Genomic DNA, 21,305 nt, shown 5'->3' with positions numbered 1-21,305 from the left:
ATCGTCGGGCCAGTAGTCCCCTCGAAAAGCCGTGGTAGCACGGCTCCCTGCTAGTTTATCTATATCCCTGTTGTATATCTATACGTTATGAGAAACGTACTCGTCACCGGCGCAACCGGAACCCAGGGCGGCGCAGTCGTCGACCACCTCCTCGCTGACAGCGAACAGTGGGAAATCTACGGGCTGACACGCGACGCCACGAGCGACGGTGCCGAGGCCCTCGAAGCCCGCGGCGTCACCGTCGTCGAAGGCGACCTGACCGACGCCGAGCGGATGCAGGACCTCGTCGAGGGCATGGACGCCGTCTACGGTGTCACGACGTTCATGGAGCAGGGGACCGACGTGGAAGTCGAGCAGGGCGTCACGCTGGCCGAGGCGGCAGCCGATGCCGGCGTCGAGCACTTCGTTTACAGCTCCGTCGGCAGCGCGGACGCCGACACCGGCCTCCCGCACTTCGAGTCCAAGTGGGCCGTCGAGCAGCGAATCGAGGAACTCGGGCTGCCCGCGACCGTGGTCCGCCCGGTGTTCTTTATGCAGAACTTCGCGTACATGATGCGCGACGACATCATGGACGGCCGGCTGGCGATGCCTCTGCACGAGGGCGTCTCCCTGGCCGTCGTCGACGCGACCGACATCGGCCAGGCCGTCGTGGCCGCGCTGAACGACCCCGACGCGTTCCTCGGCGAGGTCGTCACACTCGCCGGCGACGACCTGACCCTAGAGGAGTTCGCCGCAGCGTTCAGCGAGCAGTTGAGCCACGAGGTCGAACCGGTCCACGCCGACATCGCGGAGTACCGTGAGATGGCCGGCGACGAACTGGCCGACATGTTCCAGTGGTTCAACGACGTGGGCTACGACATCGACATCCCCGCGCTCGCCGAATGGGGCATCGAGACGACGCCATTCGAGGAATACCTCGCCGACAGCAAGGTCTGGCAGCCGGCAGCATCCGCAGCGAGCAACTGAGCGCCAGCGGACGTTGTACTGAGCTTTCAGATCCGCGCCGCTCTTTTCCGTCTGGACGAACGTATCGCACCTGTACGCATGGATTGGGAGCCGGAGACCGTGTTCGAGGTCATCGGCAGTGAAGAGGTCCGGCGGATTCTCGCGGCCGCCAACGTGGGGCCTGTCTCCGTTCAGGCGCTTTCGGACCGCCTGGACGCTTCGGAGCCGACGGTGTATCGCCGCGTCAACATCTGTCAGGAGTACGACCTGCTTCGAGAGGACACCCGCGTAGACGCTGACGGGAACCACTACAAAGTGTACGAGACGACGCTTGAGCGGCTGTGTTTCGAACTCGACGGGGGTGGCTTCGAGGTCGACATCGAGCTCCACCGGGAACTGGTCGAGGAGCGCACCGCGGTCCGCGACAGTGAGAGCGAGCCAGAGGCAGCGAGCGACGGGCTGGAACGCGAGGGCGAGGCACCCGAGGACAGAGCCTCGCATTGTCCCGACGAGACGTGATTCACCCGACGAGTACGGCAGTCGGGCGGTCCAGCGCGGGGCTTCACGGACTGAAACTGCCACACTCGGTGACGGTTGGTCCCGTTGCACGGACCGAGCGGATAGATTTCGTCGTGGTGTAACCGTACAAGCTTGGACGGCCGATATAGGGGTTTTCAGTGCCTGAAGCGCCTGCCGACGTTATAACCGCCTCGCTCGGCAAGTGGCGGGTGGAACCGATGTCTGTACTCGAAACCGTCAAGCAGAAGGTGGGAATCACGGAGGAAAAGCCCCTGTACGAGTGTGCGGACTGCGGCCACGAGTTCCGATCAGACGCGGATCCCGACTCGTACTGGTCGAAGTGTCCGGAGTGTGAGTCATCGGAAACCACGCAGATCGAGTAACCGAAAACCGCAGGCGAATAGCCGGCAGTGTAACTGGTACGGCACCGCGAAAGCGACAGCACTCGGCGCGAGCCTCACGATGTAGTTCGCTCAGTCCGAACCCAATCCCTTTTGCGCGACACACCTAACACGCGGGTAATGAGTCGTTCGCGCAAGCCTGACTGGCTGAAGACCCGGCCGCCGTCGGGCGAGCGGTTCACCGACATCAAACAGACGCTCCGGGACCGGGACCTCCACACCGTCTGTGAGGAGGCCAACTGTCCGAATCTCGGGGAGTGCTGGAGCGGACAGAACGGCCCGGGCACGGCGACGTTCATGCTCATGGGCGACCGCTGCTCGCGGGGCTGTAACTTCTGTGACGTGGAAACCGGTGGCATGGAGCCGCTGGACCCCGACGAACCACAGCAGGTGGCCGACGCCGTCGCCGAGATCGGCCTCGACTACGTGGTCCTGACGAGCGTTGACCGCGACGACCTCCCCGACCAGGGCGCTGGCCACTTCGCCGAGACGATCCGCGCGATAAAGGAGCGCGACCCGTCTATTCTGGTCGAGTGTCTCATCCCGGACTTCCAGGGCGAACCGGAATTGGTCCGGAAAATCATCGACGCCGACCCGGACGTGCTCGCCCACAACATCGAGACGGTCGACCGCCTCCAGTGGCCGGTCCGGGACCGGCGGGCGGGCTACGAGCAGTCCCTTTCGGTGCTCCGGCAGGCCGACCGCGAGGGGGACTGCTACACGAAGACCAGCCTGATGCTCGGTGTCGGCGAGTACGCCCACGAGGTGTACCAGACGCTGTCGGACCTCCGGCAGGCGGGCGTGGACGTGGTGACGTTCGGCCAGTATCTCCAGCCCTCCCGCTCGCATCTGGAGGTCTCGGAGTACGTCCACCCCGACGCCTTCGACACCTGGCAGCGGGTCGCCGAGGCGGAGCTCGACTTCCTGTACTGCGCCTCGGGACCGATGGTCCGGTCGTCGTACCGCGCCGGCGAGCTGTTCGTCGAGAGCGTCCTGCGGGAGGGGAAAAGCGCCGACGAGGCGCGGGCCGCGGTCCGCACCGACAGCTGATACATCCGAGTTATCACAGCGAGATTGCTCGAAATTGAGCGGGTCGGAGAGTGTCGAAAGGAGTGATACGTGCTGTAATACCCACGTCGGAGAGTGGTTTCAACGCCGCGAAAGCTCTAAGCGTGGCGCGAGTGAACAGTTATCGTATGCCACTTCGAGGGAGGCGGTTTCTATGAGTGTCCTCCAGCGCGATCCCGCGGACCAGGTACAGATTCTCGATGAGGACGGGACGGTGGTCGACGGCGCGACGGTGCCGGACCTCTCGGACGACGAGCTGGTGGAGATATACCGGCTGCTCAAGCTCGGGCGGCACTTCGACCAGCGGGCGGTGAGTCTGCAGCGGCAGGGTCGGATGGGGACCTACCCACCGATGTCGGGCCAGGAGGCGTCCCAGGTCGGCAGCGCCTTCGCCCTGCGGGAGGGGGACTGGATGTTTCCGAGCTACCGCGAACACATCGCCCTGTGCGTTCGGGGGTGGGAGTTAGCGGACGACTTGCTGTACTGGATGGGGTCGGAGCGCGGCAATTCGCCGCCCGAAGAGGTCAACGTGTTCTCGCTCGCGGTCCCGATTGCGACACAGATTCCGCACGCGACCGGAGCCGCGTGGGCCTCGAAGCTCAAGGGCGACGACACCGCCTTCCTCGTGTACTTCGGGGACGGCGCGACGAGCGAGGGCGACTTTCACGAGGGGCTGAACTTCGCGGGCGTGTTCGACGTGCCCGCGGTGTTTTTCTGTAACAACAACCAGTGGGCGATTTCGGTCCCGCGGGAGCGCCAGACGGCCAGCGAGACGCTCGCCCAGAAGGCCAACGCCTACGGCTTCGACGGCGTGCAGGTCGACGGGATGGACCCGCTTGCGGTGTATCAGGTGACCCGCGAGGCCATCGAGAAGGCACGGGATCCGCCAGAAGACGGGCTCCGGCCGACGATGATCGAGTCGGTGCAGTACCGCTTCGGCGCGCACACGACCGCCGACGACCCGTCCGTGTACCGCGACGACAGCGAGGTCGAGCGCTGGAAGCAGAAAGACCCCATCCCCCGGATGGAGACGTTTCTCCGGGACCGGGGCCTGCTCGACGACGAGCGGGTCGAAGCTATCGACGAGTCGATACGGACGGAAGTCGCCGCGGCTATCGACACCGCCGAAGCGACAGAGCGACCGAGGCCGGAGGAGATGTTCGCGGACGTGTACGCGGAGATGCCCCAGCGACTCGAACAGCAACTGAACTATCTCGAAGACCTGCGCGAGCGACACGGAGACGAGGTGCTACTGGAATGAGTACGCAAGACGCGAGTACACAGAGTCTGACACTGGTACAGGCCGTCCGCGACGGCCTCTACGGCGAGATGGAACGGAACGAGGACGTGATCGTGATGGGCGAAGACGTGGGGAAAAACGGCGGCGTCTTCCGCGCGACCCAGGGCCTCCACGAGGAGTTCGGGGACGAGCGCGTCGTCGACACGCCGCTGGCGGAGTCTGGCATCGTCGGCACGGCCATCGGCATGGCGGCCTACGGGATGCGGCCGGTCCCCGAGATCCAGTTCTCCGGGTTCATGTACCCCGCCTTCGACCAGATCGTCAGTCACGCCGCCCGCCTCCGCACGCGGAGCCGCGGCCGGTACAGTTGCCCGCTCACCGTCCGTGCGCCCTACGGCGGCGGCATCCGCGCGCCGGAACACCACTCCGAGTCCAAGGAGGCGTTCTACGTCCACGAGGCGGGGCTGAAGGTGGTCGTCCCGTCGACCCCCAGAGAGACGAAGGGGCTGCTGACGGCGGCTATCCGGGATCCGGACCCCGTCATCTTCCTCGAACCGAAACTCATCTACCGCTCGTTCCGCGAGGAGGTGCCGGACGACCCCTACACGGTCGAACTGGGTGAGGCGAAGGTCCGCCGGGAGGGCAGCGACGTGTCCGTGTTCACCTGGGGTGCGATGACCCGACCGACGCTCGAAGCCGCCGAAGAACTGTCTGAGGAGGGCATCGACGCCGAAGTGGTCGACCTGCGGACGCTGTCGCCGATGGACACCGACGCCATCGTCGACTCGTTCAAGAAGACCGGGCGGGCAGCCGTCGTCCACGAAGCGCCCAAGACCGGCGGGCTGGCCGGCGAAATCATCGCCACCATCCAGGAGGAGGTCCTGCTGTACCAGGAGGCCCCCGTGACGCGGGTGACGGGCTTCGACGTGCCCTACCCGCTGTACGCCCTGGAGGACTACTACCTCCCCGAACCCGCCCGCATCAAAGACGGTATCAGAGAGGCAGTCGAGTTCTGAGGCATGTTCGAGTTCAAGCTCCCGGACCTCGGGGAAGGGGTCGCCGAGGGCGAGGTGCTGACCTGGCACGTCTCGCCGGGCGACGCCGTCACCGAGGACCAGGTCCTCGCGGAGGTCGAGACTGACAAGGCCGCCGTCGATGTGCCGTCCCCGGTCGACGGCGTCGTACAGGAGCTACACGCCGAGGTCGGCGAGATGGTCCGGACCGGCGAAGTGCTCATCACCATCGCGGAGGAGGGCGACGCCGAGACGAGCGAAGCAAGCGGGACCGAGGATGCGACTGCACCCGAGGCTGCGGAAGCGGGAGGGTCCACAAAGACGGACGCAAGCGCGGCTGACGGCCGCGTGTTCGCTTCGCCGAGCGTCCGCCGGCTTGCCCGCGAGACGGGCGTCGATATCGCTGCCGTCGACGGGAGCGGGCCGGGCGGCCGCGTCACCGAAGCGGATGTCGAGGCGGCAGCAGACGCAGCCGGCGAAGCGGGCGACGACGGCCCCACGTCGGTCGTGTCGAAGGTGTCAGACGACGGCGACGGCCCGACCGCGGTCGTCTCGCGAGTCGATGACGGGGACGACGAAGACGACGGGACCGCTGTGAAGTCGGCTGTCAGAAGCGTTTCGGAGGACGGCCAGCAGGCCGAGCGGCGCGACCAGACGCTGGCGACGCCGGCCACCAGAAAGGTCGCCCGCGAACTCGACGTGGACATCGACGCCATCCCGACCGACCAGACGCGGGACGGCCAGCCCTACGTCGACGAGGCGGCCGTCCGGACGTACGCGGAGGCACAGCAGGCCGCGCAGGCGGCCGACGCCGAAGCCGTCAGCACCGGAGGCGGCGCGGCGAGCGAAACGGCAGCCGAGGCAGGCGACACGACGGCAGCCGGCGGCGCTGGGGCCGAACCGAGGGCTGTCGAGACGAGCGAGGGCGAGCGCCGCGAACCCTACCGGGGCGTCCGGCGGGCCATCGGCGAGCAGATGGCCCGCTCCCGGCGGGAGGTCCCCCATGCCACGCACCACGACCGGGTGGTCGTGTCCGGGCTCGTCGAGGCCCGCGAGCGGCTCGAACCGCTGGCCGAGGAGCGCGGTGTCGACCTGACGTACACGCCGTTCGTGGTGAAATGCGTCGCCGCGGCGCTGGACCAGCACCCGGTTCTCAACACGGCACTGGACACCGAAAACGAGGAGATCGTCTACCACGAGGCCCACAACATCGGGGTGGCGACGGCGACCGACCACGGACTCGTGGTCCCGGTCGTCGACGACGTGGACGGGAAGGGGCTGCTGGAACTCGCCGGCGAAATCAACGACCTCGTGGCGCGGGCTCGCAGCCGCGACATCGAGCGCGCGGAGATGCAGGGCGGGACGTTCACCGTCACGAACTTCGGAGCCATCGGCGGCGAGTACGCCAGCCCGATCATCAACGTCCCCGAGACGGCGATTCTCGGGATCGGGGCGCTGAAAGAGCGGCCAGTTGTCACTGACGGCGAAGTCGTCGCCCAGCCCACCCTGCCGCTGTCGCTGGCTATCGACCACCGCGTCATCGACGGGGCCGACGCGGCCCGCTTCGTCAACACGCTCAAGGCGTATCTGTCGGACCCGACACGGCTCCTGCTGGAGTAGTCCCCGGTTCAGGACCGAAAGCAAAACACGTCGTTGGGACGACGTGACACGCGATGCCCTCCACGAGAGAGACTTTGATACGGTACGGCTTAGCCGCGCTGTTCGTCCTGCCCCCGGCGTGTATCGCCCTCTCCCGGTTCGCGATGCAGTTGTTCGTGTCGTCGACCGCGACCGGTGCGGGGAGTCTCGGAACGTTCCTCGGGGCGTTTGCCCTGACCGTCCTCGCCAGTTGGGCGGCTGTGCTGTTCAGCCTGCTGCTCGCGGTCGGACTCTTTCTCGACAGCCGGCGCGTCCAGCGGACCGAGGGGGGCTGGTCTCCGACACCGCTGTATGCGCTCGCCGGCGTGGTCCACGGCGTGGGAACGGCGCTCCTCCCGGCGTTTGCGGTGTCGGTTCCGGTCATCGGATACTACCTGTACCGGCGGTGGGGTGTGACAGCGGGCTGAAGGGCGATACCTTTTCACCGGCCCGGCCGAGGAGCCGCTATGGTCGTCGGAGATGTCACTACTGGAACCGAACTGCTGGTTATCGGCGGCGGGCCGGGCGGCTACGTCGCCGCTATCCGGGGCGCGCAACTGGGACTGGACACCACACTCGTCGAGCGGGACGCCTACGGCGGGACCTGCCTGAATCACGGCTGTATCCCCTCGAAAGCGCTCATCTCGGCCTCGGACGTGGCCCACAACGCCCGGCAGGCCGAGTCGATGGGTGTGTTCGCGGACCCCGCCGTCGACATGGCCGGGATGACCGAGTGGAAAGACGGCGTGGTCACGCGGCTGACCAGAGGCGTCGAGTCGCTGTGTAAGAGCGCCGGCGTCAACCTGATCGAGGGCACCGCCGAGTTCGTCGACGACGACACGGTGCGGGTCGCCCACAGCGGCGAGGGCCAGGGCTCGGAGTCACTGTCGTTCGAACACGCCGTCGTCGCCACGGGGAGCCGACCGGTGGAAATCCCGGGCTTTGCGTTCGACGGCGAGCACATCCTCTCTTCGAAGGACGCGCTGGCACTGGAATCGGTCCCAGAAAAGCTGGTCGTCGTCGGCGCGGGCTACATCGGCATGGAGCTGTCGACGGTGTTTGCCAAACTGGGTGCGGAGGTCACGGTCGTCGAGATGCTCGACGACGTACTGCCCGGCTACGAGGACGACATCGCAGCGGTCGTCCGCGAACGCGCCAAAGACCTTGGCATCGACTTCAATTTCGGCGAGGCGGCCGACGACTGGGAGCGAACAGAGGAAGGCATCCGCGTCCAGACCGTCAACGAAGACGACGAGGTCACGGAGTACAACGCCACGAAGTGCCTCGTTGCGGTCGGCCGTGAACCGGTCACCGACACGCTCGCGCTGGAGAACGTCGACCTCCAGCCGGACGAGGACGGGGTCCTCCCGACCGACGACCAGTGCCGAACCGCGTTCGAGTCGGTGTTCGCGGTCGGGGACGTGGCCGGCGAGCCGATGCTCGCGCACAAGGCGATGGCCGAAGGCGAGGTCGCCGCCGAAGCCGCCGCCGGCGAACCGGCCGCCTTCGACCACCAGGCGATCCCCGCCGCGGTCTTTACTGATCCCGAGATCGCCACTGTCGGCATGACCGAAAGCGAGGCCGAGGCGGCCGGCTTCGACCCGGTCACCGGAGAGATGCCGTTCCGGGCCAACGGCCGAGCGCTCACCGTCGACGAGCGCGAGGGGTTCGTCCGCGTCGTCGCCGACGCCGACGAGGAGTTCCTGCTCGGGGCACAGATCGTCGGCCCGGAGGCGTCCGAACTGATCGCGGAACTCGGACTGGGTATCGAAATGGGCGCGCGGCTCGAAGACATCGCCGGAACGATCCACACCCACCCGACGCTTTCCGAGGCCGTCCACGAGGCGGCCGCGGCCGCGCGTGGCGAAGCGATTCACACACGGTAATGCGGGCTTGCGACCGAGTCGGCAAGTCCCAGGCCGAGTGCGCGGTACCGCGATCCACGTGCGAAATGACAGGGTAGGAGAGCGTTTCGGCGTACGAAAGGGTTATAATGCCGATTGAGTAAACTGACGGTGACTAGGAACCGGTAAGATATGTCTACTGATTCACAGCCCGACGACACCATCGCCCAAGCCATCATTTCAGGATCGACCTACCAGCGGATCCGCTACGAACGGCACTCGTATCTCCGACAGACCGTACCACGAACGCTCGCGCTCCAGAGCGCCCTGCTGGGCGCGTTAGCGCTGTTACTCCCGATATACGGTCTGTATCCGGACAGCACCGCGGCGTTTCTCCCGACGGTTGATCCCGCCGTCGCCTCGCCGAAGGTGCTGTTGCTCGGGCTGTTCGGCGGCTTCTTGCAGTTGTTCGGTGCGACGCTCCTCGTCGGGTCAGTCCTCTACCGGGTCCGGCTCGCACCGCTGACCGAACGGCAGGCACATGCGGCGCTCAACGCCGAAGACTTCGCGCGGTACGTCGGGCTCGGCACGGGCGGCCTGGCGATCATGCTCTCGCTGTGCCTGTTCGCCGTGGGCCTGGGCGGCGGTGACGCGGTGTCGGCGTACATCGCGGCGATGGGCCGAAACCCCTTCGTCGACTCCGGCTTCGGCGTGTCGGTCGCCGCCGTCTCGCTGTTTGCCTTCGCCGCCAGCGTCGCGGTCTTTTATGCCTCGCGCTATCTCTTCGTCCACCTCGCGCTGTTCCACCGCGACGACGCGTAACCGGCGACGAACACCGCTATCGGAACGAGAGAGGTGCGTCAGTACGGCCTTCGTGTCCGGCAAAAATAGCCTCGACTTCGTCAGTTGGCCGCGGTGCCGTTGATACCCGACTGAATCAGGAACCACGAGATGGGGCCGAAGACGACGAACAGCAGGAACAGGACAACACCACTCTGATCGGTGACGGCCTCGGCCGCGTTCGAGATCTGCCAGACCCCGATGATGTTGACGACCGGGATGACCGCCAGGATCGGAGTCAGATCCTGGTCTGTCCCCGCATCGAGTTGCTTGGCAGTCTTGTACAGCCAGTACAGGCCATAGAGCGTGCCGGTCACGACGAACAGGACGACCTGCAGGCCGAGCGACCCCTTCTCGAACGCTGACGCGTCAGTTACTTGCGGTGATGCTGACAGACACCCGATTCTTCTCTCTCGCTTCGTGAAAAAAGTACACCCCAGTCGTGGTAGTCTTTCGAACAGATGGGCTGGATTATCGTGGTCCAATCACGACCAACTACTGGGCCGGTCCCAGATTGTACTCGCCGAACAGCGAGCCATCGGTAGCGGTAACTACCGGGACAGGCACCGCGGTTTTCAGGCGCGCCCACGACAGTGAAGGCATGGACACAAACGAGAGTGACACCTTCGATATCGGCGGCGATCTCACAGTTCACCGGCTCGGATTCGGCGCGATGCGGCTCACCGGTGAGGACATCATCGGCGAACCGGACGACGAGGAACACGCCCGCGCGGTGCTGGAGCGGGCGGTGGATCTCGGCGTCGACTTCATCGACACGGCGGACTCCTACGGCCCGGGCGTCTCCGAGCGGCTCATCGGCGAGGCGCTGGACACCGAACGCGATGACCTCGTCATCGCGACGAAGGGCGGCCTGCTCCGCAACACCGACGCCGACTGGCTGGCCCACGGCGACCCCGATTACCTGCACAATGCGCAACTGTGCTCGCGGGACCGCCTGCGGATGGACCCCATCGACCTGTACCAGTACCACCGCCCGGACCCCGATACGCCGTTCGAGGACTCGATTCACGCACTCGCTGAAATGAAAGACGAGGGACTGATCCGGCACATCGGCGTCTCGAACGTTTCCGTCGAGCAACTGGACCGCGCCCGCGACATCGTCGACGTGGCGACAGTCCAGAACCAGTACAACGTCGCCCACCGCGACGACGAGGACGTGCTGGCGGCCTGCGAGAACTACGGCATCGGCTTCATCCCGTGGTTCCCGCTGGGGGCTGGCGACCTCGACGGCGTGGACGGCATCGACGAAATCGCCGAGCGCCACGACGCCACACCCTACCAGATCGCGCTGGCGTGGCTGCTGGGACACTCGGACGTGACGCTCCCGATTCCGGGCACTAGCAGCCTCGATCATCTCGAACAGAACGTCGCCGCAAGCGCCATCGACCTCAGCGACGAGGAACTGGCCCAACTGTCGTGAACGGCGGCTGAGGCCACTGGCACAGCGCCCGCCGGTGACCGCGACCACGCCGGCACAGCGCCCGACGACGACCACCGTTCTTTTGGTTCCCAGCGGAGTAGCCCGGGTATGACCACTGTCACCCTGGGTCCCGAGGGGACCTACTCCCACCGCGCCGCACAGGCAGTCACCGACGACGAGATCTCCTTCTCCGAGTCGGTGACCGCCATCGTCGAGGCCGTCGCCAACGGCGAGGCCGAGCGCGGCGTCGTCCCCGTCGAGAACAGCATCGAGGGGTCGGTCACCGAGTCGCTGGACGCCTTCGCGGAGTACGACATCGCCGTCGTCGACGAGATCATCACGCCGATCCGCCACGCCCTGCTCGCACAGGACGACTCCTTCTCGCTGGTCGCCAGCCACGCGCAGGCGCTGGCCCAGTGTCGGGGCTGGCTCGACGAACACTACCCGGGCGTGAGCGTGGAAGCCGTCGCGTCGACGGCCCGCGGCGTCGAACGCGCCCGCGGGGACCCGGACATCGCCGCTATCGGCCACCCGGAGAACGCGACCAACGGCACTGAACTACAAGTCCTCGCCGAGGACATCCAGGACCAGTCTTCGAACGCCACCCGTTTCGTCGTCGTCGCGCCGACGAGCGAGCGCAGCGAGGCCGGCGGCAAGACCTCCTTCATCGTCTACCCCGACGTGGACTACCCTGGCCTGCTGCTGGAACTGCTGGAGCCCTTTGCCGACCGCGACATCAACCTCACCCGCGTCGAGTCCCGGCCCAGCGGCGAGCGCCTGGGCGACTACGTCTTCCACATCGACATCTCGGCCGGCCTCTACGAGCAGCGCACGCAGGACGCGCTGGCCGACATCGAAGACATCGCCGAGAAGGGGTGGGTCCGCCGGCTTGGGTCGTATGACTCACAGACGGTCGTCAACTGAGCCAGCAGGAGGTTCTAAGCGTTAAGTCCCGGGCCTGCATACCCCCGTGTATGTCCGACCGCGATCCGTTCAGCGAGATCGAGCGCGCGTTCGATATGCTGGGAGAGCAGTTCGGCGTCGACATGGGCGCTATCCCAGTCGATGTCGTCGACGAGGGCGACGCCTTCGTCGTCCACGCGGACCTCCCCGGCTACGACAGCGAGGCCATCGATGTCCAGCTCGTCGAGGACCGCAAGCTCACCATCAGCGCCGCGTCGAGCCAGGAGCGGGAATCGACTGACGGTCAGTACGTCCAGCGCGAGCGCCGCCAGCAGTCGATAAGCCGGTCGGTCCCGCTCCCCGAAGCCGTCGACGAGGAGGAAACCACCGCGAGCTACAACAACGGCGTCCTCACCGTGCGGCTGGAGAAGGTCGTACGCAACGAGGACGACGACGGCACGGACATCCCCGTGAACTAACGATGGTGCTCGATCCCGGCACGGACGTGCCAACCATCAGGGCGACGAACCAGCACGGCGACGCGGTCCAGCCCACCTTCGAGGAGCCGACAGTGCTGTACTTCTATCCGGCGGACGACACCCCGGGCTGTACGACGGAGGCGGAACAGTTCGAGGCGTACGCACAGCGGTTCGCGGACGCCGGCGTCTCGGTGTACGGCGTCTCGACGGACGGCGTCGACAGCCACCGCGAGTTCGCCGCGGCGAACGGCATCAGCTTCGACCTGCTGGCCGACCCCGAAGGACGGCTGTGTGAGGCCTTCGACGTGCCGCTCGTCGACGGTCGGAGCCAGCGGACGACGTACGTCATCGCCAACGGGCGCGTTGTCGCCGTCTACGAACGGGTCGCCCCCGACGGCCACGCGACGAACGTCTTCGAGGACCTCGTCGACACCGGCGTCATCGCGGCCGAGTAGTCCGGACCGGCCGCCTACGGGGACCCGAGTAGCGTCGCACCACCAAACAGGAGCGCGACGAGCAACGCGGCCAGCAGCGCACCGAACCCATTGTCGACCGGCGGTACGCCCCCGTCGTCGTCCGACGAGTCCGTTACCGTCGCGTCCGAAGGCGTGCCGGCCGAGTTCGCAGTCTCCGAATCAGAATCCGCCGAGGCTGTCGGCGATACCGTCTCCGGTGCGGTCGCCGTCTCGGTATCGGTCGACGTGACAGTCGTCTCCCCGTCGGCATCACCATCGCCGGCACTCGAATCGGTCTCGGTTGCTGTCGGCGTCGCGGTTGCGGTCGGCGTCGCTGTCGCGGCTTCAGTGGGCATTGGCGTTGCTGTCTCGGTCGGCGTCGCCGTCACAGGTTCGGTCGCCGTTGCCGTCTCGGTCGCCGTTGCCGTCTCGGTTGGCGTCGGCGTTGCCGTCACAGTTTCAGTCGGCGTCGATTCGGCGTCGGGGTCGTATGTCACCGTCAGCGTATCCGATCCGATGACGTTGTCGTCAGTGTTCCGATAGGGACCGTCGACTTCGCCACCGGAGGCCGCGTAATCGAAGTCACGGTCGGCGTTGCTGTCGGTGTAGGACTGCGCGACGAGATCCTGTGTCGAGTCCAGAGGCACATCGAGCGTCACCTCGACATCCTGGTGCGTCCCGGGACCGAGATACGCCGACGCTCCCCTGATTTCGCCGGGCGACGCGCCCGAGGTGTTCTGGATGGCGACGAAGCCGCCTTCAGAGAGAGTTACCTCGTCGACGACGACCGTCTCGCCGGCGCTGGTCTGGTCGGCAGCGGTGACGGTGGCGTCGTGCTGTTCGTAGGTGGCGCTGCCGGTCCGGCTGACGGCCGCCCCCTGTGTGTTGACAGTCAATTCGACCGCAGCGGTACCGGCGTTCTGGGGGTTCTGGACCGGCCGGATGACCGCGACGATCTGGTCGCCCTGCCGCAGTTCGCGGTCGCCGGCCAGGATAATCTGGACCGCCGCGCCGTCGGCCCCGCCGCTGACCTCGCTGATTTCGGCGGCGCGAACGTCGACCCGCGAACCGGGGTCATCGTTGCCGCGGTCGATACCGACCCGTTCGATGGAACTGGCCCCGACGTTCGACACGTCGGCGGCCGGCGCATCGACGCTGTAGTCGATGCGGATGTCCTCGAACGCGGTGCCGGCGACGGCGCTGTCACCGACGGCGAACGTCACCGCGTGCGTCGACTCCGCCTCGTTCGGACCGGACGGAGTCGGGTCGACCGTGGCGGCCTGTTGCTGGGCGGCGACGCCGCTGAGTGTCATCGTTATGGTAAGTAATGCAAGTAAAACGATACCAATTCGGCGAGTACCGAACACGTCACTGGCCAGTAGGTCGAGCCTAATGGGTCTGGTGCCCGACGCCGTTACTCGGCGATATCGATAGCCGGGCGACCCGGTCCGGCCTTGCCGACGAGGTCGGGGTCCGCCTCGTCCGGCCCCTGCACGACCACGTCGGCACCGAACTCGCGTTCGATGAGCCACGCGGCGCGTTCGAGCGCGTCCTGTTCGCGCTCGGGCGGCAGTTGCTCGTCCAGCGACTGGGCGCGGCCGGCAATCTCCTTGGCGAAGTCCGCGGCCGCCTCGCCCTGTTCGCGCAGGTCCTCGTCCTGCATGACGGTCCCGACGACGTTACCGTCGGCGTTCCGGGCGAGGTCCAGCACGCGGTGCTTCCACTGCGGTGCAACGGCGAGCGTGATGGTCTGGGGGTCCTCGATACCGACCGTCTCGACGATATCGCGGATGTCCTCGCGGGTGTTCTCGACCAGCCGACGCTCCATCTCGTAGTCGGCTGGGGCCTCGGCCGCTGGCCACTCGGCCTCCGCGATGAGGTCGTCGTGGCCCAGTTCGGCCCACATCTCCTCGGCGGCGTGGGGGGCGACGGGGGCGAGCAGTTTCGCTGCCGTCGCCAGCCCGCGCTCGAAGGTGTCGGCGTCGGGGTCGGTCGCCTCCTGATAGCGGCGCAGCAGCGACACCAGTTCCCGCACGGCCTGGAGCGCGTGGTTGAACCGGAAGTCCTCGAACTCCGCCGTCGTGTTCGCGGCGGTGGCGTCGATTTCGCTGGCGACGTAGGCCGCGATGTCGTCGGCATCGTCGGTGGTGACTTCGTCACTCGTGTAGTCTGCAACCAGCGTGTACACGTTCTGGAGGAAGCTGTGTGCGGACTGCACACCCTCAGGACTCCAAGCGAACTCCTTCTCGGGCTGGGCGGCCTCCATGATGAACAGCCGGGCCGTATCGGCCCCGTACTCCTCGATGATGCGCTGTGGCGAGACGCCGTTGTCCCGGCTCTTGGACATCTTGTTGCCGTCCTCGCCCAGCACCATTCCCTGGTTCGTGAGGTTGGTGAAGGGTTCGCGGACGCCCTCGACCATGTCCAGATCGTCCAGCACCTTCGTGAAGAAGCGGGCGTACAGCAGGTGCATCACCGCGTGTTCGATGCCGCCGACGTACTGGTCGACCGGCATCCAGTCGGTGGCCCGCTCGGCGTCGAAGGGGGCGTCGTCCATCTCCGGCGAGGTGTAGCGCAGGAAGTACCACGAGGAGTCGACGAAGGTGTCCATCGTGTCCGTCTCCCGCACCGCGTCGGCCCCACAGTCGGGGCAGTCGACGTGTTTCCACTCCTCGGCAGCGTCGAGCGGATTCCCGGTCGTATGGACGAACTCCGGCAGTTCGACGGGGAGGTCCTCGTCGGGGACCTCGACGTAGCCACAATCGTCGCAGTGGATCATGGGAATCGGGGTGCCCCAGTAGCGCTGGCGGGAGATGCCCCAGTCCCGGAGGTTGTACTCGGTGCGGTGGTCGCCGTCGAACTCCTCGACGAAGCGGTCGCGGGCCTCGGCGCTCTCCAGTCCGTCGAACTCGCCGCTGTTGACCAACAGACCGTCCTCGGGATACGCCGCCTCCTGCACGTCGATGTCCTCGGGGTCGGCGTCCGCGTCGTCGGTCGGTTCGACGACCTGCACGATGTCGATATCGTGGGCCTCGGCGAACTCGTGGTCGCGCTCGTCGTGGGCCGGCACGGCGTACAGCGCGCCGGTCCCTACGTCGGTCAACACGTAGTCGGCGACGTAGACGGGAATCTCCTCGCCGGTGGCGGGATTCGTTGCGTACTCGCCGGTGAACACGCCAGAGGTCACGTCCAAGTCGTCCTCGTCGGCCTGTTCGGCCTCGTGGATGTACTCCGCGACCGCGTCGTTCTCTTCGGCGATTTCCTGGGCGACGGGGTGGCCCGGGGCCAGCGAGAAGAAGGTCGCCCCGTGGATGGTATCTAAGCGGGTCGTGAAGATGTCCACGTCGCCGTACTCGCCGACTTCGAAGGCGACGCTCGCACCCTCTTGCTTGCCGATCCAGTTGCGCTGCATCTCCCGGACGTTGTTCGGCCAGCCGTCCAAATCGTCAAGGTCTTCCAGCAGTTCCTCGGCGTAGTCGGTGATGGTGAAGAACCACTGGTCCATCTCGCGGGCCTCGATGGGCGTGTCACAGCGCCAGCACAGTTCCGCCTCGCCCTCGACCTGCTCGTCAGCGAGGACGGTCTCACACGAGGGACACCAGTTCAGTTCGGCGGCCTGGCGCTCGACGAGCCCTTCCTCGCGGAACTGTTTGAACAGCCACTGGTTCCACTGGTAGTAGTCGGGTTCACAGGTCGCCAGTTCGCGGTCCCAGTCGTAGCCAAAGCCCATCTCCGTGAGCTGGTCGCGCATCGAGTCGATGCACTGCATCGTCCAGTCCCGTGGGTTGGTGTCCCGTTCCTCGGCGGCGTTCTCCGCGGGGAGGCCAAAGGAGTCCCAGCCCATCGGATGCAGGACGCTCTCGCCACGCATCCGCTCGAAGCGGGCGTAGGCGTCCGTGATGGTGTAGTTCCGGACGTGGCCCATGTGGAGGCTCCCGGAGGTGTAAGGAAACATCGCCAGGACGTACTCCGGGTCGGTCTCGTCGTCGTCGATCCGGAACACGTCGGCCTCGTCCCACGTGCGCTGCCACCGGGGTTCGATCTCCGTGTGATCGAACCCCCGCTCGCGTTCCTCACCGGTCGTAGTCATGATATCGGAACATCCGGTAGGGACGGTGCTATACCTTTCCCTTCGGGAGACTGTCGGGGCACAGCGTAGAGAGCGTCCTGACGGATCGGCCGCCGACCCGTTAGTCCTGACAGTCCACGTTTCCGATGTTGAAGCGAGCGCCGCCCGACTCGCTGTCCGACATGGAGAGCGTCCAGCCCTGATCCGCGGCGACCCGTCGAGCGACATAGAGCCCGAATCCAGTGTTCTCCGCGACGGCGGAGTGGCCCGCGTCAAACACGCGCTCCGGCGGCTCAACATCGATGCCTGGGCCGTCGTCGGCGGCGAAGAAGCCGTCGTCCGTCGTGCCGACGGTAACGGTGACTGACGGGCCAGCGTGTTCAAGCGCGTTCTGGAACAGGATCTGGAGAAGCAGCCCAGTCGACTCCTGGTCTGCGACGATACGGGTGTCGCCGTCGAAGGTCAGGCTCGCCCGGCTGTCAGCGAGCGTGTCCCAGACCTCACGACTGAGACGGGAGAGCCACACGTGTTTTTGTTTCGGGATCTGTTCGATCTCGTCGTGCTGGAGCGGTCCGTTCGGATCGCTCGTGGAGAGTTCGACCACGGTGTCGATGATCGTAGAAACATTGGAAAGGGACTCCTCAATGTCGGCGGCCGCATCGTCACAGCCAGCCATGTCTTCGAGTCGGCCGTAGGCGATCTGGAGTTCGTTTCGGAGCTCGTGAGACGCCACAAGCGCGACCTTCACCATCCGTTCGTGCTGGCGACGGAACGCGTGTTCGCGGAGCTTTCGCTCGGTGATGTCCTGTGTGTGCCCGACGATGCCCTGGATCTCCCCCGCAGCGTCATACCACGGCATTTTACGAGTGCGGACGTACGTCGCGCCGAGGTTGAGGAACTCCTCGACTTCGATCCGGTCTGTGTTCCCCTCGATCACGTCCATCTCATCACGGAGGGCCGCTTTCGCGTGTTCGTCGGCCAGTTCCGGGACTTCGACATCAGTGCGGCCGAGCCGGTCGGTCGGCTCGTTGAACCCCCGGCCCATCAGGACGTGTCGGGCGTCATCGTCTTTCGCGTAGAGGTGATCCGGCAGCTCGTTGAACAGCGAGAGTAACAGCGTCTCCATCGGCGACGGTGGGCGTCCCGCAACAGACGGCGGCTCGCCGTCGAGACTGTCCCGGACAGCCTCGGCAACGTTGTCTTCCAGCCGTGTCGACGACTCGACTGCCGTTACGTCCAGGCCGTCCGGAACTGCCGACGGGTCCTCGCCGGCGATGATCACCGGGAGATCGGGAAATAGGTTCCTGACCCCGTACGCAATGTCGGTCCCGGACTGTCCGTCAACGATTGCAGGCAGGACGAGCGCGTGGAACATCGAACGGGTGAGCGTATCAAAGAGAGCCGTGAGGTCCGACAGTTGCGTGATCGAAGCCGGCGTCTCGGCGAGAGCGGATTCGAGAGTTGCTGGATCCACCCCGTCGTCGCCGACGACTAAGACAGATTTGCCACCCATTGTGCGTTCCCGGTGAGCGTACTGTTACGTGTGATGGACCGTTACTGTTTCGGGCGTTTCGAGCAGCAAAAGCCGTTCACGACCCTCAGTTCAGCGATAGCTCCCGAACGTTCCAGCGCCAGATGGGTCCGAGCAATCCCGGCGGGACGGACACGGGACTCCGACCGGGCGTCGGAACCCACACAAGATTTTTGCCGGACTCCGCAAGTGTCAGAACTGTATGGTACACTGCCCTGACTGTGAGACCTCGCTGGAAACGGCCGACGACATCGAGTTCGTCGAAGTGGACGCCAGGACCGGGTTCATCAAAGCCTCCAAACGCTTCTACACTGCCAACTGCGCGGCCTGTGGCGTCACTATCGGTAGCGGCGTCGCCGGCGCGAAGTCGAACGGAGGTGCAGCCTGATGGTTCACTGTCCGGAATGCGACGCGGAGATGGCCGACCAGGAGGACGTGGAGTTCCTCGACATGGAGTCGACGACGGGCTTCTTTACGGCCTCCAAGCGGTTCTATCTCGTGGCCTGTAGCGAGTGCGGGGCCGCCATCGGCAGCGGCGTCGCCGGTGCGATGTAGCCGCCCTAGGCTTATACACGTCTCAACGCAAGAGACAGTATGGCGGAATCACCTGACGACGATGCGAAGGACAGCGGACGACTGCCGAAGGCACTCCGGTCGGTCACGCCGGGGTCGCGGAGCCGTCCCAACGAGGGCATGGACGTGATCGGCTGGGGCATGCTCGCCGGCCTGCTCGTCCTGCTGGTCCCACTCTTGCCGTTTATCATCATCGTCTGGGGCATCTCGAAAGTGACCGAGATGCTCACACCCACATCCTAATCAGGACGTGTCCGTGTCGACAAGCGAGAACGCCGTCCCATCGCCGTCGGCGCTTGCGTTCTCGTAGACGACGTGTGCGGCCGCGACATCCTGGATCGCCAGCCCTGTCGAGTCGAAGACAGTGATGCCGTCGTCATCGGTCCGCCCCGAGAGTTTGCCCGCGACGATGTCGCCGAGTTCGCCGTGGAGGTCGGTGTCGGTCAGAACGCCCGCGCCCCACGGGACGTTGATCTCGCCGGAGTGGGTACACTGCTCGTAGTTGTCGATAACGAGTTTCGAATCCAGCAGCGTGCGTTCGTCGTGTTCCTGCTTGCCGGCGGCGTCGGCCCCGATAGCGTTGACGTGCGTGCGGTCGCCGAGCCACTCCCGCTCCACGATGGGCGACTCGACGGGCGTGATCGTCGACAGCACGTCACAGCCGGCGGCGTCCTCGATGGTGCCTGCGCGTACGTCGAACCGGTCGTCGAAGGCGTCGACGAACGCCTGCTGTTTCTCCGTGTCCCGGTCGGCGACGACTACCGTCTCGATGTCCCGCACCGACGAGATGGCTTCCAGTTGCGTGTAGGCCTGCGTCCCGGCCCCGACCAAACCGAGCGATGTGGCGTCATCGACGGCGAGGTGGTCGGTGGCGACAGCGGCCGCTGCCCCGGTCCGCAGGCGCGTCAGAACGGTCCCATCCATCACCGCCAGCGGGAACGCCGTCTCCGGGTCGGAGTAGATGAGTGTCCCGAGGACGGTCGGCAGGTCGTGGTCGCGGGGGTTGTCGAGATGGACGTTCACCCACTTGACCGCGGCGGCGTCCCACGTCTCCGCGTTGACGTAGGCCGGCATCGACCGGAAGTCGCCGTTGTACTGCGGCAGGTCGATGTAGGACTTGGCCGGCATGATGGTGTTGTCTCTGGCATCGGCGGCGAAGGCGGCGGCGACCGCGTCGATGACCGCCGGCATCGCAGCGTGGTCCTCGACCGCGTCCGCGCCAAGAAGCAGCGTCTGCATACGAACCCCTGACACTCGACGCCACTTATACCCCCGCCGTCACAGGGATTATGTCGTCACACGCCCAGTCACTGGTATGCGTCGCGGGGTAGCGATTGCCGTGGTCAGCCTCTGCCTGCTGAGCGCCGGGTGTGCCGGCCTGTTCGGTGACGGCACGGCCGCCAGAGAGACGGTGACGCCGGCCCCCGTCCCGACTGCGGAGGCGACGGCGAGTCCAGAACAACGCGCCCCGGGCATCGTCGGCGACCGCGTCGTCAACGCCACCGCGCTCGGTCGCGCCCACGTGGGCCAACTCTCAAGCACCTCCTACCAGGTTCGACACACCAGAACCGTCAGGAACGACAGCGGCGTTTATAAGCGCGTCCGAACCCGGGCCAGCATCAGCACGGGCTACCGGTCATACAGGGCCACTCGAACGGTGACCGGCCCGGGCGTGACAGCGCGGGAAATCCACAGCACCTGGCGAAACGGCCGCGCACTCAGGTGGACCACGGTCAACGGCTCGACATCGGCGGAGGTGGTCGCTGACAGCCGCGGTATCGGTGGTCCACCACGCCCCCCTCGGGCCGCGCTGTTCTTCGAGCCCACGTTCAACGGCCGCCTCATCACGCTGCTTTCGGTCACCAACGTCACATCCATCCGCCCTGGCGGTTCGGTCATCAAGCAACTGTACGGGGTTTCGCTGTATCGTATCAAGGGGGCCGGAGCGACCGACGACAGGACAATCGCGACTCGCCCGGTTGACCGCGTTACCAACGTCTCCCTCTCGGCCACCGTGACACCCAACGGCGTCGTCCGGAGCTACGCGCTCCAGTACACGACCGTCAACGGGACCGAGACACGCCGCGTGACGGAGAGCCTCCGCTATAGCGACCTCGGGACGACGGAGGTAGCGTTCGATACCTGGCACGGGTCAGCCCCAACAGCCGGCAGAACCGACCAGTACAACAGGACTGAATGACGTAGCCATCGGACGCAAAACGAAGAGGGTGCCCCACCCACTGTCACCAGTCCGTGCCACCAATCGGACTGGGACAGTAGAAACTACGCAGAGACGTACGTAACGATTGCTTCGATTTCACGAGTCGATACGCACACTGGGACGAC

At 66.0% G+C, this 21,305-nt stretch carries 23 protein-coding genes; 18 read left to right on the top strand and 5 right to left on the bottom strand.

Annotated features, from left to right (window positions below):
• Positions 1-87: 87 nt before the first annotated feature.
• The 10 genes from NDI54_RS03735 (at position 88) to NDI54_RS03690 (ending at position 9,490) form a co-directional block, all read left to right on the top strand.
• A complete protein-coding gene (locus NDI54_RS03735; protein WP_310895125.1) occupies positions 88-966 on the top strand; it encodes an NmrA/HSCARG family protein in 879 nt (292 codons plus the stop codon).
• Between the two features lie 78 nt (positions 967-1,044).
• Entirely contained in the window at positions 1,045-1,464 is a 420-nt protein-coding gene (locus NDI54_RS03730) for a winged helix-turn-helix domain-containing protein (protein WP_310895124.1), read from the top strand.
• A gap of 218 nt (positions 1,465-1,682) precedes the next feature.
• Positions 1,683-1,847 carry an FmdB family zinc ribbon protein gene (locus tag NDI54_RS03725; RefSeq protein WP_310895123.1) on the top strand — a complete coding sequence of 55 codons (165 nt, stop codon included), beginning with the start codon at positions 1,683-1,685 and terminating at the stop codon, positions 1,845-1,847.
• 111 nt (positions 1,848-1,958) lie between these two features.
• Positions 1,959-2,915 carry a lipoyl synthase gene (gene lipA, locus NDI54_RS03720; protein ID WP_310895122.1) on the top strand — a complete coding sequence of 319 codons (957 nt, stop codon included), beginning with the start codon at positions 1,959-1,961 and terminating at the stop codon, positions 2,913-2,915.
• A 172-nt stretch (positions 2,916-3,087) separates the two neighbouring features.
• Positions 3,088-4,194 carry a pyruvate dehydrogenase (acetyl-transferring) E1 component subunit alpha gene (gene pdhA / locus NDI54_RS03715; protein ID WP_310895121.1) on the top strand — a complete coding sequence of 369 codons (1,107 nt, stop codon included), beginning with the start codon at positions 3,088-3,090 and terminating at the stop codon, positions 4,192-4,194.
• On the top strand, positions 4,191-5,189 hold the full coding sequence (locus tag NDI54_RS03710) for an alpha-ketoacid dehydrogenase subunit beta (RefSeq protein ID WP_310895120.1): 999 nt from the start codon (positions 4,191-4,193) through the stop codon (positions 5,187-5,189). The genes pdhA and NDI54_RS03710 overlap by 4 nt, the downstream gene beginning before the upstream one ends.
• A 3-nt stretch (positions 5,190-5,192) precedes the next feature.
• Positions 5,193-6,806: a dihydrolipoamide acetyltransferase family protein gene (locus tag NDI54_RS03705; protein ID WP_310895119.1), complete on the top strand. Its 1,614-nt coding sequence runs from the start codon at positions 5,193-5,195 to the stop codon at positions 6,804-6,806.
• A gap of 53 nt (positions 6,807-6,859) precedes the next feature.
• The gene (locus NDI54_RS03700; protein WP_310895118.1) at positions 6,860-7,252 is read left to right on the top strand and encodes a hypothetical protein; all 393 of its coding nucleotides are present in this window, start codon (positions 6,860-6,862) and stop codon (positions 7,250-7,252) included.
• 39 nt (positions 7,253-7,291) lie between these two features.
• Positions 7,292-8,710 (top strand): dihydrolipoyl dehydrogenase, encoded by a 1,419-nt coding sequence (gene lpdA, locus NDI54_RS03695; RefSeq protein ID WP_310895117.1) that lies wholly within the window; start codon positions 7,292-7,294, stop codon positions 8,708-8,710.
• A gap of 150 nt (positions 8,711-8,860) precedes the next feature.
• Positions 8,861-9,490: a hypothetical protein gene (locus NDI54_RS03690; protein WP_310895116.1), complete on the top strand. Its 630-nt coding sequence runs from the start codon at positions 8,861-8,863 to the stop codon at positions 9,488-9,490.
• A gap of 80 nt (positions 9,491-9,570) precedes the next feature.
• Here the strand turns inward: NDI54_RS03690 and NDI54_RS03685 are convergent, their stop codons facing one another.
• Positions 9,571-9,825, bottom strand: coding sequence for a hypothetical protein (locus NDI54_RS03685; protein WP_310895115.1), 255 nt, complete (start codon positions 9,823-9,825; stop codon positions 9,571-9,573).
• Between the two features lie 284 nt (positions 9,826-10,109).
• Here NDI54_RS03685 and NDI54_RS03680 point away from each other — a divergent pair, with 284 nt between their 5' ends.
• The 4 genes from NDI54_RS03680 (at position 10,110) to NDI54_RS03665 (ending at position 12,786) form a co-directional block, all read left to right on the top strand.
• A complete protein-coding gene (locus NDI54_RS03680; protein ID WP_310895114.1) occupies positions 10,110-10,949 on the top strand; it encodes an aldo/keto reductase in 840 nt (279 codons plus the stop codon).
• A gap of 108 nt (positions 10,950-11,057) precedes the next feature.
• Positions 11,058-11,873, top strand: a complete 816-nt coding sequence (gene pheA / locus NDI54_RS03675; protein ID WP_310895113.1) for a prephenate dehydratase — start codon at positions 11,058-11,060, stop codon at positions 11,871-11,873.
• 50 nt (positions 11,874-11,923) lie between these two features.
• On the top strand, positions 11,924-12,331 hold the full coding sequence (locus NDI54_RS03670; RefSeq protein ID WP_310895112.1) for an Hsp20/alpha crystallin family protein: 408 nt from the start codon (positions 11,924-11,926) through the stop codon (positions 12,329-12,331).
• Positions 12,332-12,333: 2 nt separating this feature from the next.
• Positions 12,334-12,786 (top strand): peroxiredoxin, encoded by a 453-nt coding sequence (locus tag NDI54_RS03665; protein ID WP_310895111.1) that lies wholly within the window; start codon positions 12,334-12,336, stop codon positions 12,784-12,786.
• A 14-nt stretch (positions 12,787-12,800) separates the two neighbouring features.
• Here the strand turns inward: NDI54_RS03665 and NDI54_RS03660 are convergent, their stop codons facing one another.
• From NDI54_RS03660 to NDI54_RS03650, 3 genes are all read right to left on the bottom strand, one after another.
• Positions 12,801-14,099 (bottom strand): DUF7282 domain-containing protein, encoded by a 1,299-nt coding sequence (locus NDI54_RS03660; RefSeq protein ID WP_310895110.1) that lies wholly within the window; start codon positions 14,097-14,099, stop codon positions 12,801-12,803.
• 101 nt (positions 14,100-14,200) lie between these two features.
• Positions 14,201-16,876, bottom strand: coding sequence for a leucine--tRNA ligase (gene leuS, locus NDI54_RS03655; RefSeq protein ID WP_310895109.1), 2,676 nt, complete (start codon positions 16,874-16,876; stop codon positions 14,201-14,203).
• A 100-nt stretch (positions 16,877-16,976) separates the two neighbouring features.
• A complete protein-coding gene (locus tag NDI54_RS03650) occupies positions 16,977-18,368 on the bottom strand; it encodes a sensor histidine kinase (protein ID WP_310895108.1) in 1,392 nt (463 codons plus the stop codon).
• Positions 18,369-18,588: 220 nt separating this feature from the next.
• Between NDI54_RS03650 and NDI54_RS03645 the strand changes: the two genes are divergently transcribed.
• The 3 genes from NDI54_RS03645 to NDI54_RS03635 are packed head-to-tail and all read left to right on the top strand — an operon-like array spanning position 18,589 to position 19,202.
• Positions 18,589-18,774 (top strand): hypothetical protein, encoded by a 186-nt coding sequence (locus NDI54_RS03645; RefSeq protein ID WP_310895107.1) that lies wholly within the window; start codon positions 18,589-18,591, stop codon positions 18,772-18,774.
• Positions 18,774-18,941, top strand: coding sequence for a hypothetical protein (locus NDI54_RS03640; protein WP_310895106.1), 168 nt, complete (start codon positions 18,774-18,776; stop codon positions 18,939-18,941). The genes NDI54_RS03645 and NDI54_RS03640 overlap by 1 nt, the downstream gene beginning before the upstream one ends.
• A gap of 39 nt (positions 18,942-18,980) precedes the next feature.
• Positions 18,981-19,202 carry a DUF7535 family protein gene (locus NDI54_RS03635; RefSeq protein ID WP_310895105.1) on the top strand — a complete coding sequence of 74 codons (222 nt, stop codon included), beginning with the start codon at positions 18,981-18,983 and terminating at the stop codon, positions 19,200-19,202.
• On the opposite strand, the gene NDI54_RS03630 is transcribed toward NDI54_RS03635, so the two are convergent.
• The gene (locus tag NDI54_RS03630) at positions 19,203-20,198 is read right to left on the bottom strand and encodes an ornithine cyclodeaminase family protein (RefSeq protein ID WP_310895104.1); all 996 of its coding nucleotides are present in this window, start codon (positions 20,196-20,198) and stop codon (positions 19,203-19,205) included.
• A gap of 76 nt (positions 20,199-20,274) precedes the next feature.
• On the opposite strand from NDI54_RS03630, the gene NDI54_RS03625 reads away from it, so the two are divergent.
• Positions 20,275-21,159, top strand: a complete 885-nt coding sequence (locus NDI54_RS03625) for a hypothetical protein (protein WP_310895103.1) — start codon at positions 20,275-20,277, stop codon at positions 21,157-21,159.
• Positions 21,160-21,305 lie beyond the last annotated feature (146 nt).

The organism is Haloarcula terrestris, from assembly GCF_031624315.1.
GTDB classification, from domain to species: domain Archaea; phylum Halobacteriota; class Halobacteria; order Halobacteriales; family Haloarculaceae; genus Haloarcula; species Haloarcula terrestris.
Note: the sequence above shows the minus strand (reverse complement) of the source record. Positions and strands in the feature narration are given on the sequence as shown.

Bases quoted from the DNA above. Each gene is read 5' to 3' on its own strand.
- NDI54_RS03725 (WP_310895123.1), top strand. From the start codon at position 1,683: ATGTCTGTACTCGAAACCGTCAAGCAGAAGGTGGGAATCACGGAGGAA.
- NDI54_RS03680 (WP_310895114.1), top strand. From the start codon at position 10,110: ATGGACACAAACGAGAGTGACACCTTCGATATCGGCGGCGATCTCACA.
- pheA (WP_310895113.1), top strand. From the start codon at position 11,058: ATGACCACTGTCACCCTGGGTCCCGAGGGGACCTACTCCCACCGCGCC.
- NDI54_RS03635 (WP_310895105.1), top strand. From the start codon at position 18,981: ATGGCGGAATCACCTGACGACGATGCGAAGGACAGCGGACGACTGCCG.
- NDI54_RS03630 (WP_310895104.1), bottom strand. From the start codon at position 20,198: ATGCAGACGCTGCTTCTTGGCGCGGACGCGGTCGAGGACCACGCTGCG.
- NDI54_RS03650 (WP_310895108.1), bottom strand. From the start codon at position 18,368: ATGGGTGGCAAATCTGTCTTAGTCGTCGGCGACGACGGGGTGGATCCA.
- NDI54_RS03660 (WP_310895110.1), bottom strand. From the start codon at position 14,099: ATGACACTCAGCGGCGTCGCCGCCCAGCAACAGGCCGCCACGGTCGAC.
- NDI54_RS03735 (WP_310895125.1), top strand. From the start codon at position 88: ATGAGAAACGTACTCGTCACCGGCGCAACCGGAACCCAGGGCGGCGCA.
- pdhA (WP_310895121.1), top strand. From the start codon at position 3,088: ATGAGTGTCCTCCAGCGCGATCCCGCGGACCAGGTACAGATTCTCGAT.
- NDI54_RS03640 (WP_310895106.1), top strand. From the start codon at position 18,774: ATGGTTCACTGTCCGGAATGCGACGCGGAGATGGCCGACCAGGAGGAC.
- NDI54_RS03670 (WP_310895112.1), top strand. From the start codon at position 11,924: ATGTCCGACCGCGATCCGTTCAGCGAGATCGAGCGCGCGTTCGATATG.
- NDI54_RS03705 (WP_310895119.1), top strand. From the start codon at position 5,193: ATGTTCGAGTTCAAGCTCCCGGACCTCGGGGAAGGGGTCGCCGAGGGC.
- NDI54_RS03700 (WP_310895118.1), top strand. From the start codon at position 6,860: ATGCCCTCCACGAGAGAGACTTTGATACGGTACGGCTTAGCCGCGCTG.
- NDI54_RS03625 (WP_310895103.1), top strand. From the start codon at position 20,275: ATGCGTCGCGGGGTAGCGATTGCCGTGGTCAGCCTCTGCCTGCTGAGC.
- NDI54_RS03690 (WP_310895116.1), top strand. From the start codon at position 8,861: ATGTCTACTGATTCACAGCCCGACGACACCATCGCCCAAGCCATCATT.
- NDI54_RS03730 (WP_310895124.1), top strand. From the start codon at position 1,045: ATGGATTGGGAGCCGGAGACCGTGTTCGAGGTCATCGGCAGTGAAGAG.
- NDI54_RS03645 (WP_310895107.1), top strand. From the start codon at position 18,589: ATGGTACACTGCCCTGACTGTGAGACCTCGCTGGAAACGGCCGACGAC.
- leuS (WP_310895109.1), bottom strand. From the start codon at position 16,876: ATGACTACGACCGGTGAGGAACGCGAGCGGGGGTTCGATCACACGGAG.
- NDI54_RS03710 (WP_310895120.1), top strand. From the start codon at position 4,191: ATGAGTACGCAAGACGCGAGTACACAGAGTCTGACACTGGTACAGGCC.
- lpdA (WP_310895117.1), top strand. From the start codon at position 7,292: ATGGTCGTCGGAGATGTCACTACTGGAACCGAACTGCTGGTTATCGGC.
- NDI54_RS03665 (WP_310895111.1), top strand. From the start codon at position 12,334: ATGGTGCTCGATCCCGGCACGGACGTGCCAACCATCAGGGCGACGAAC.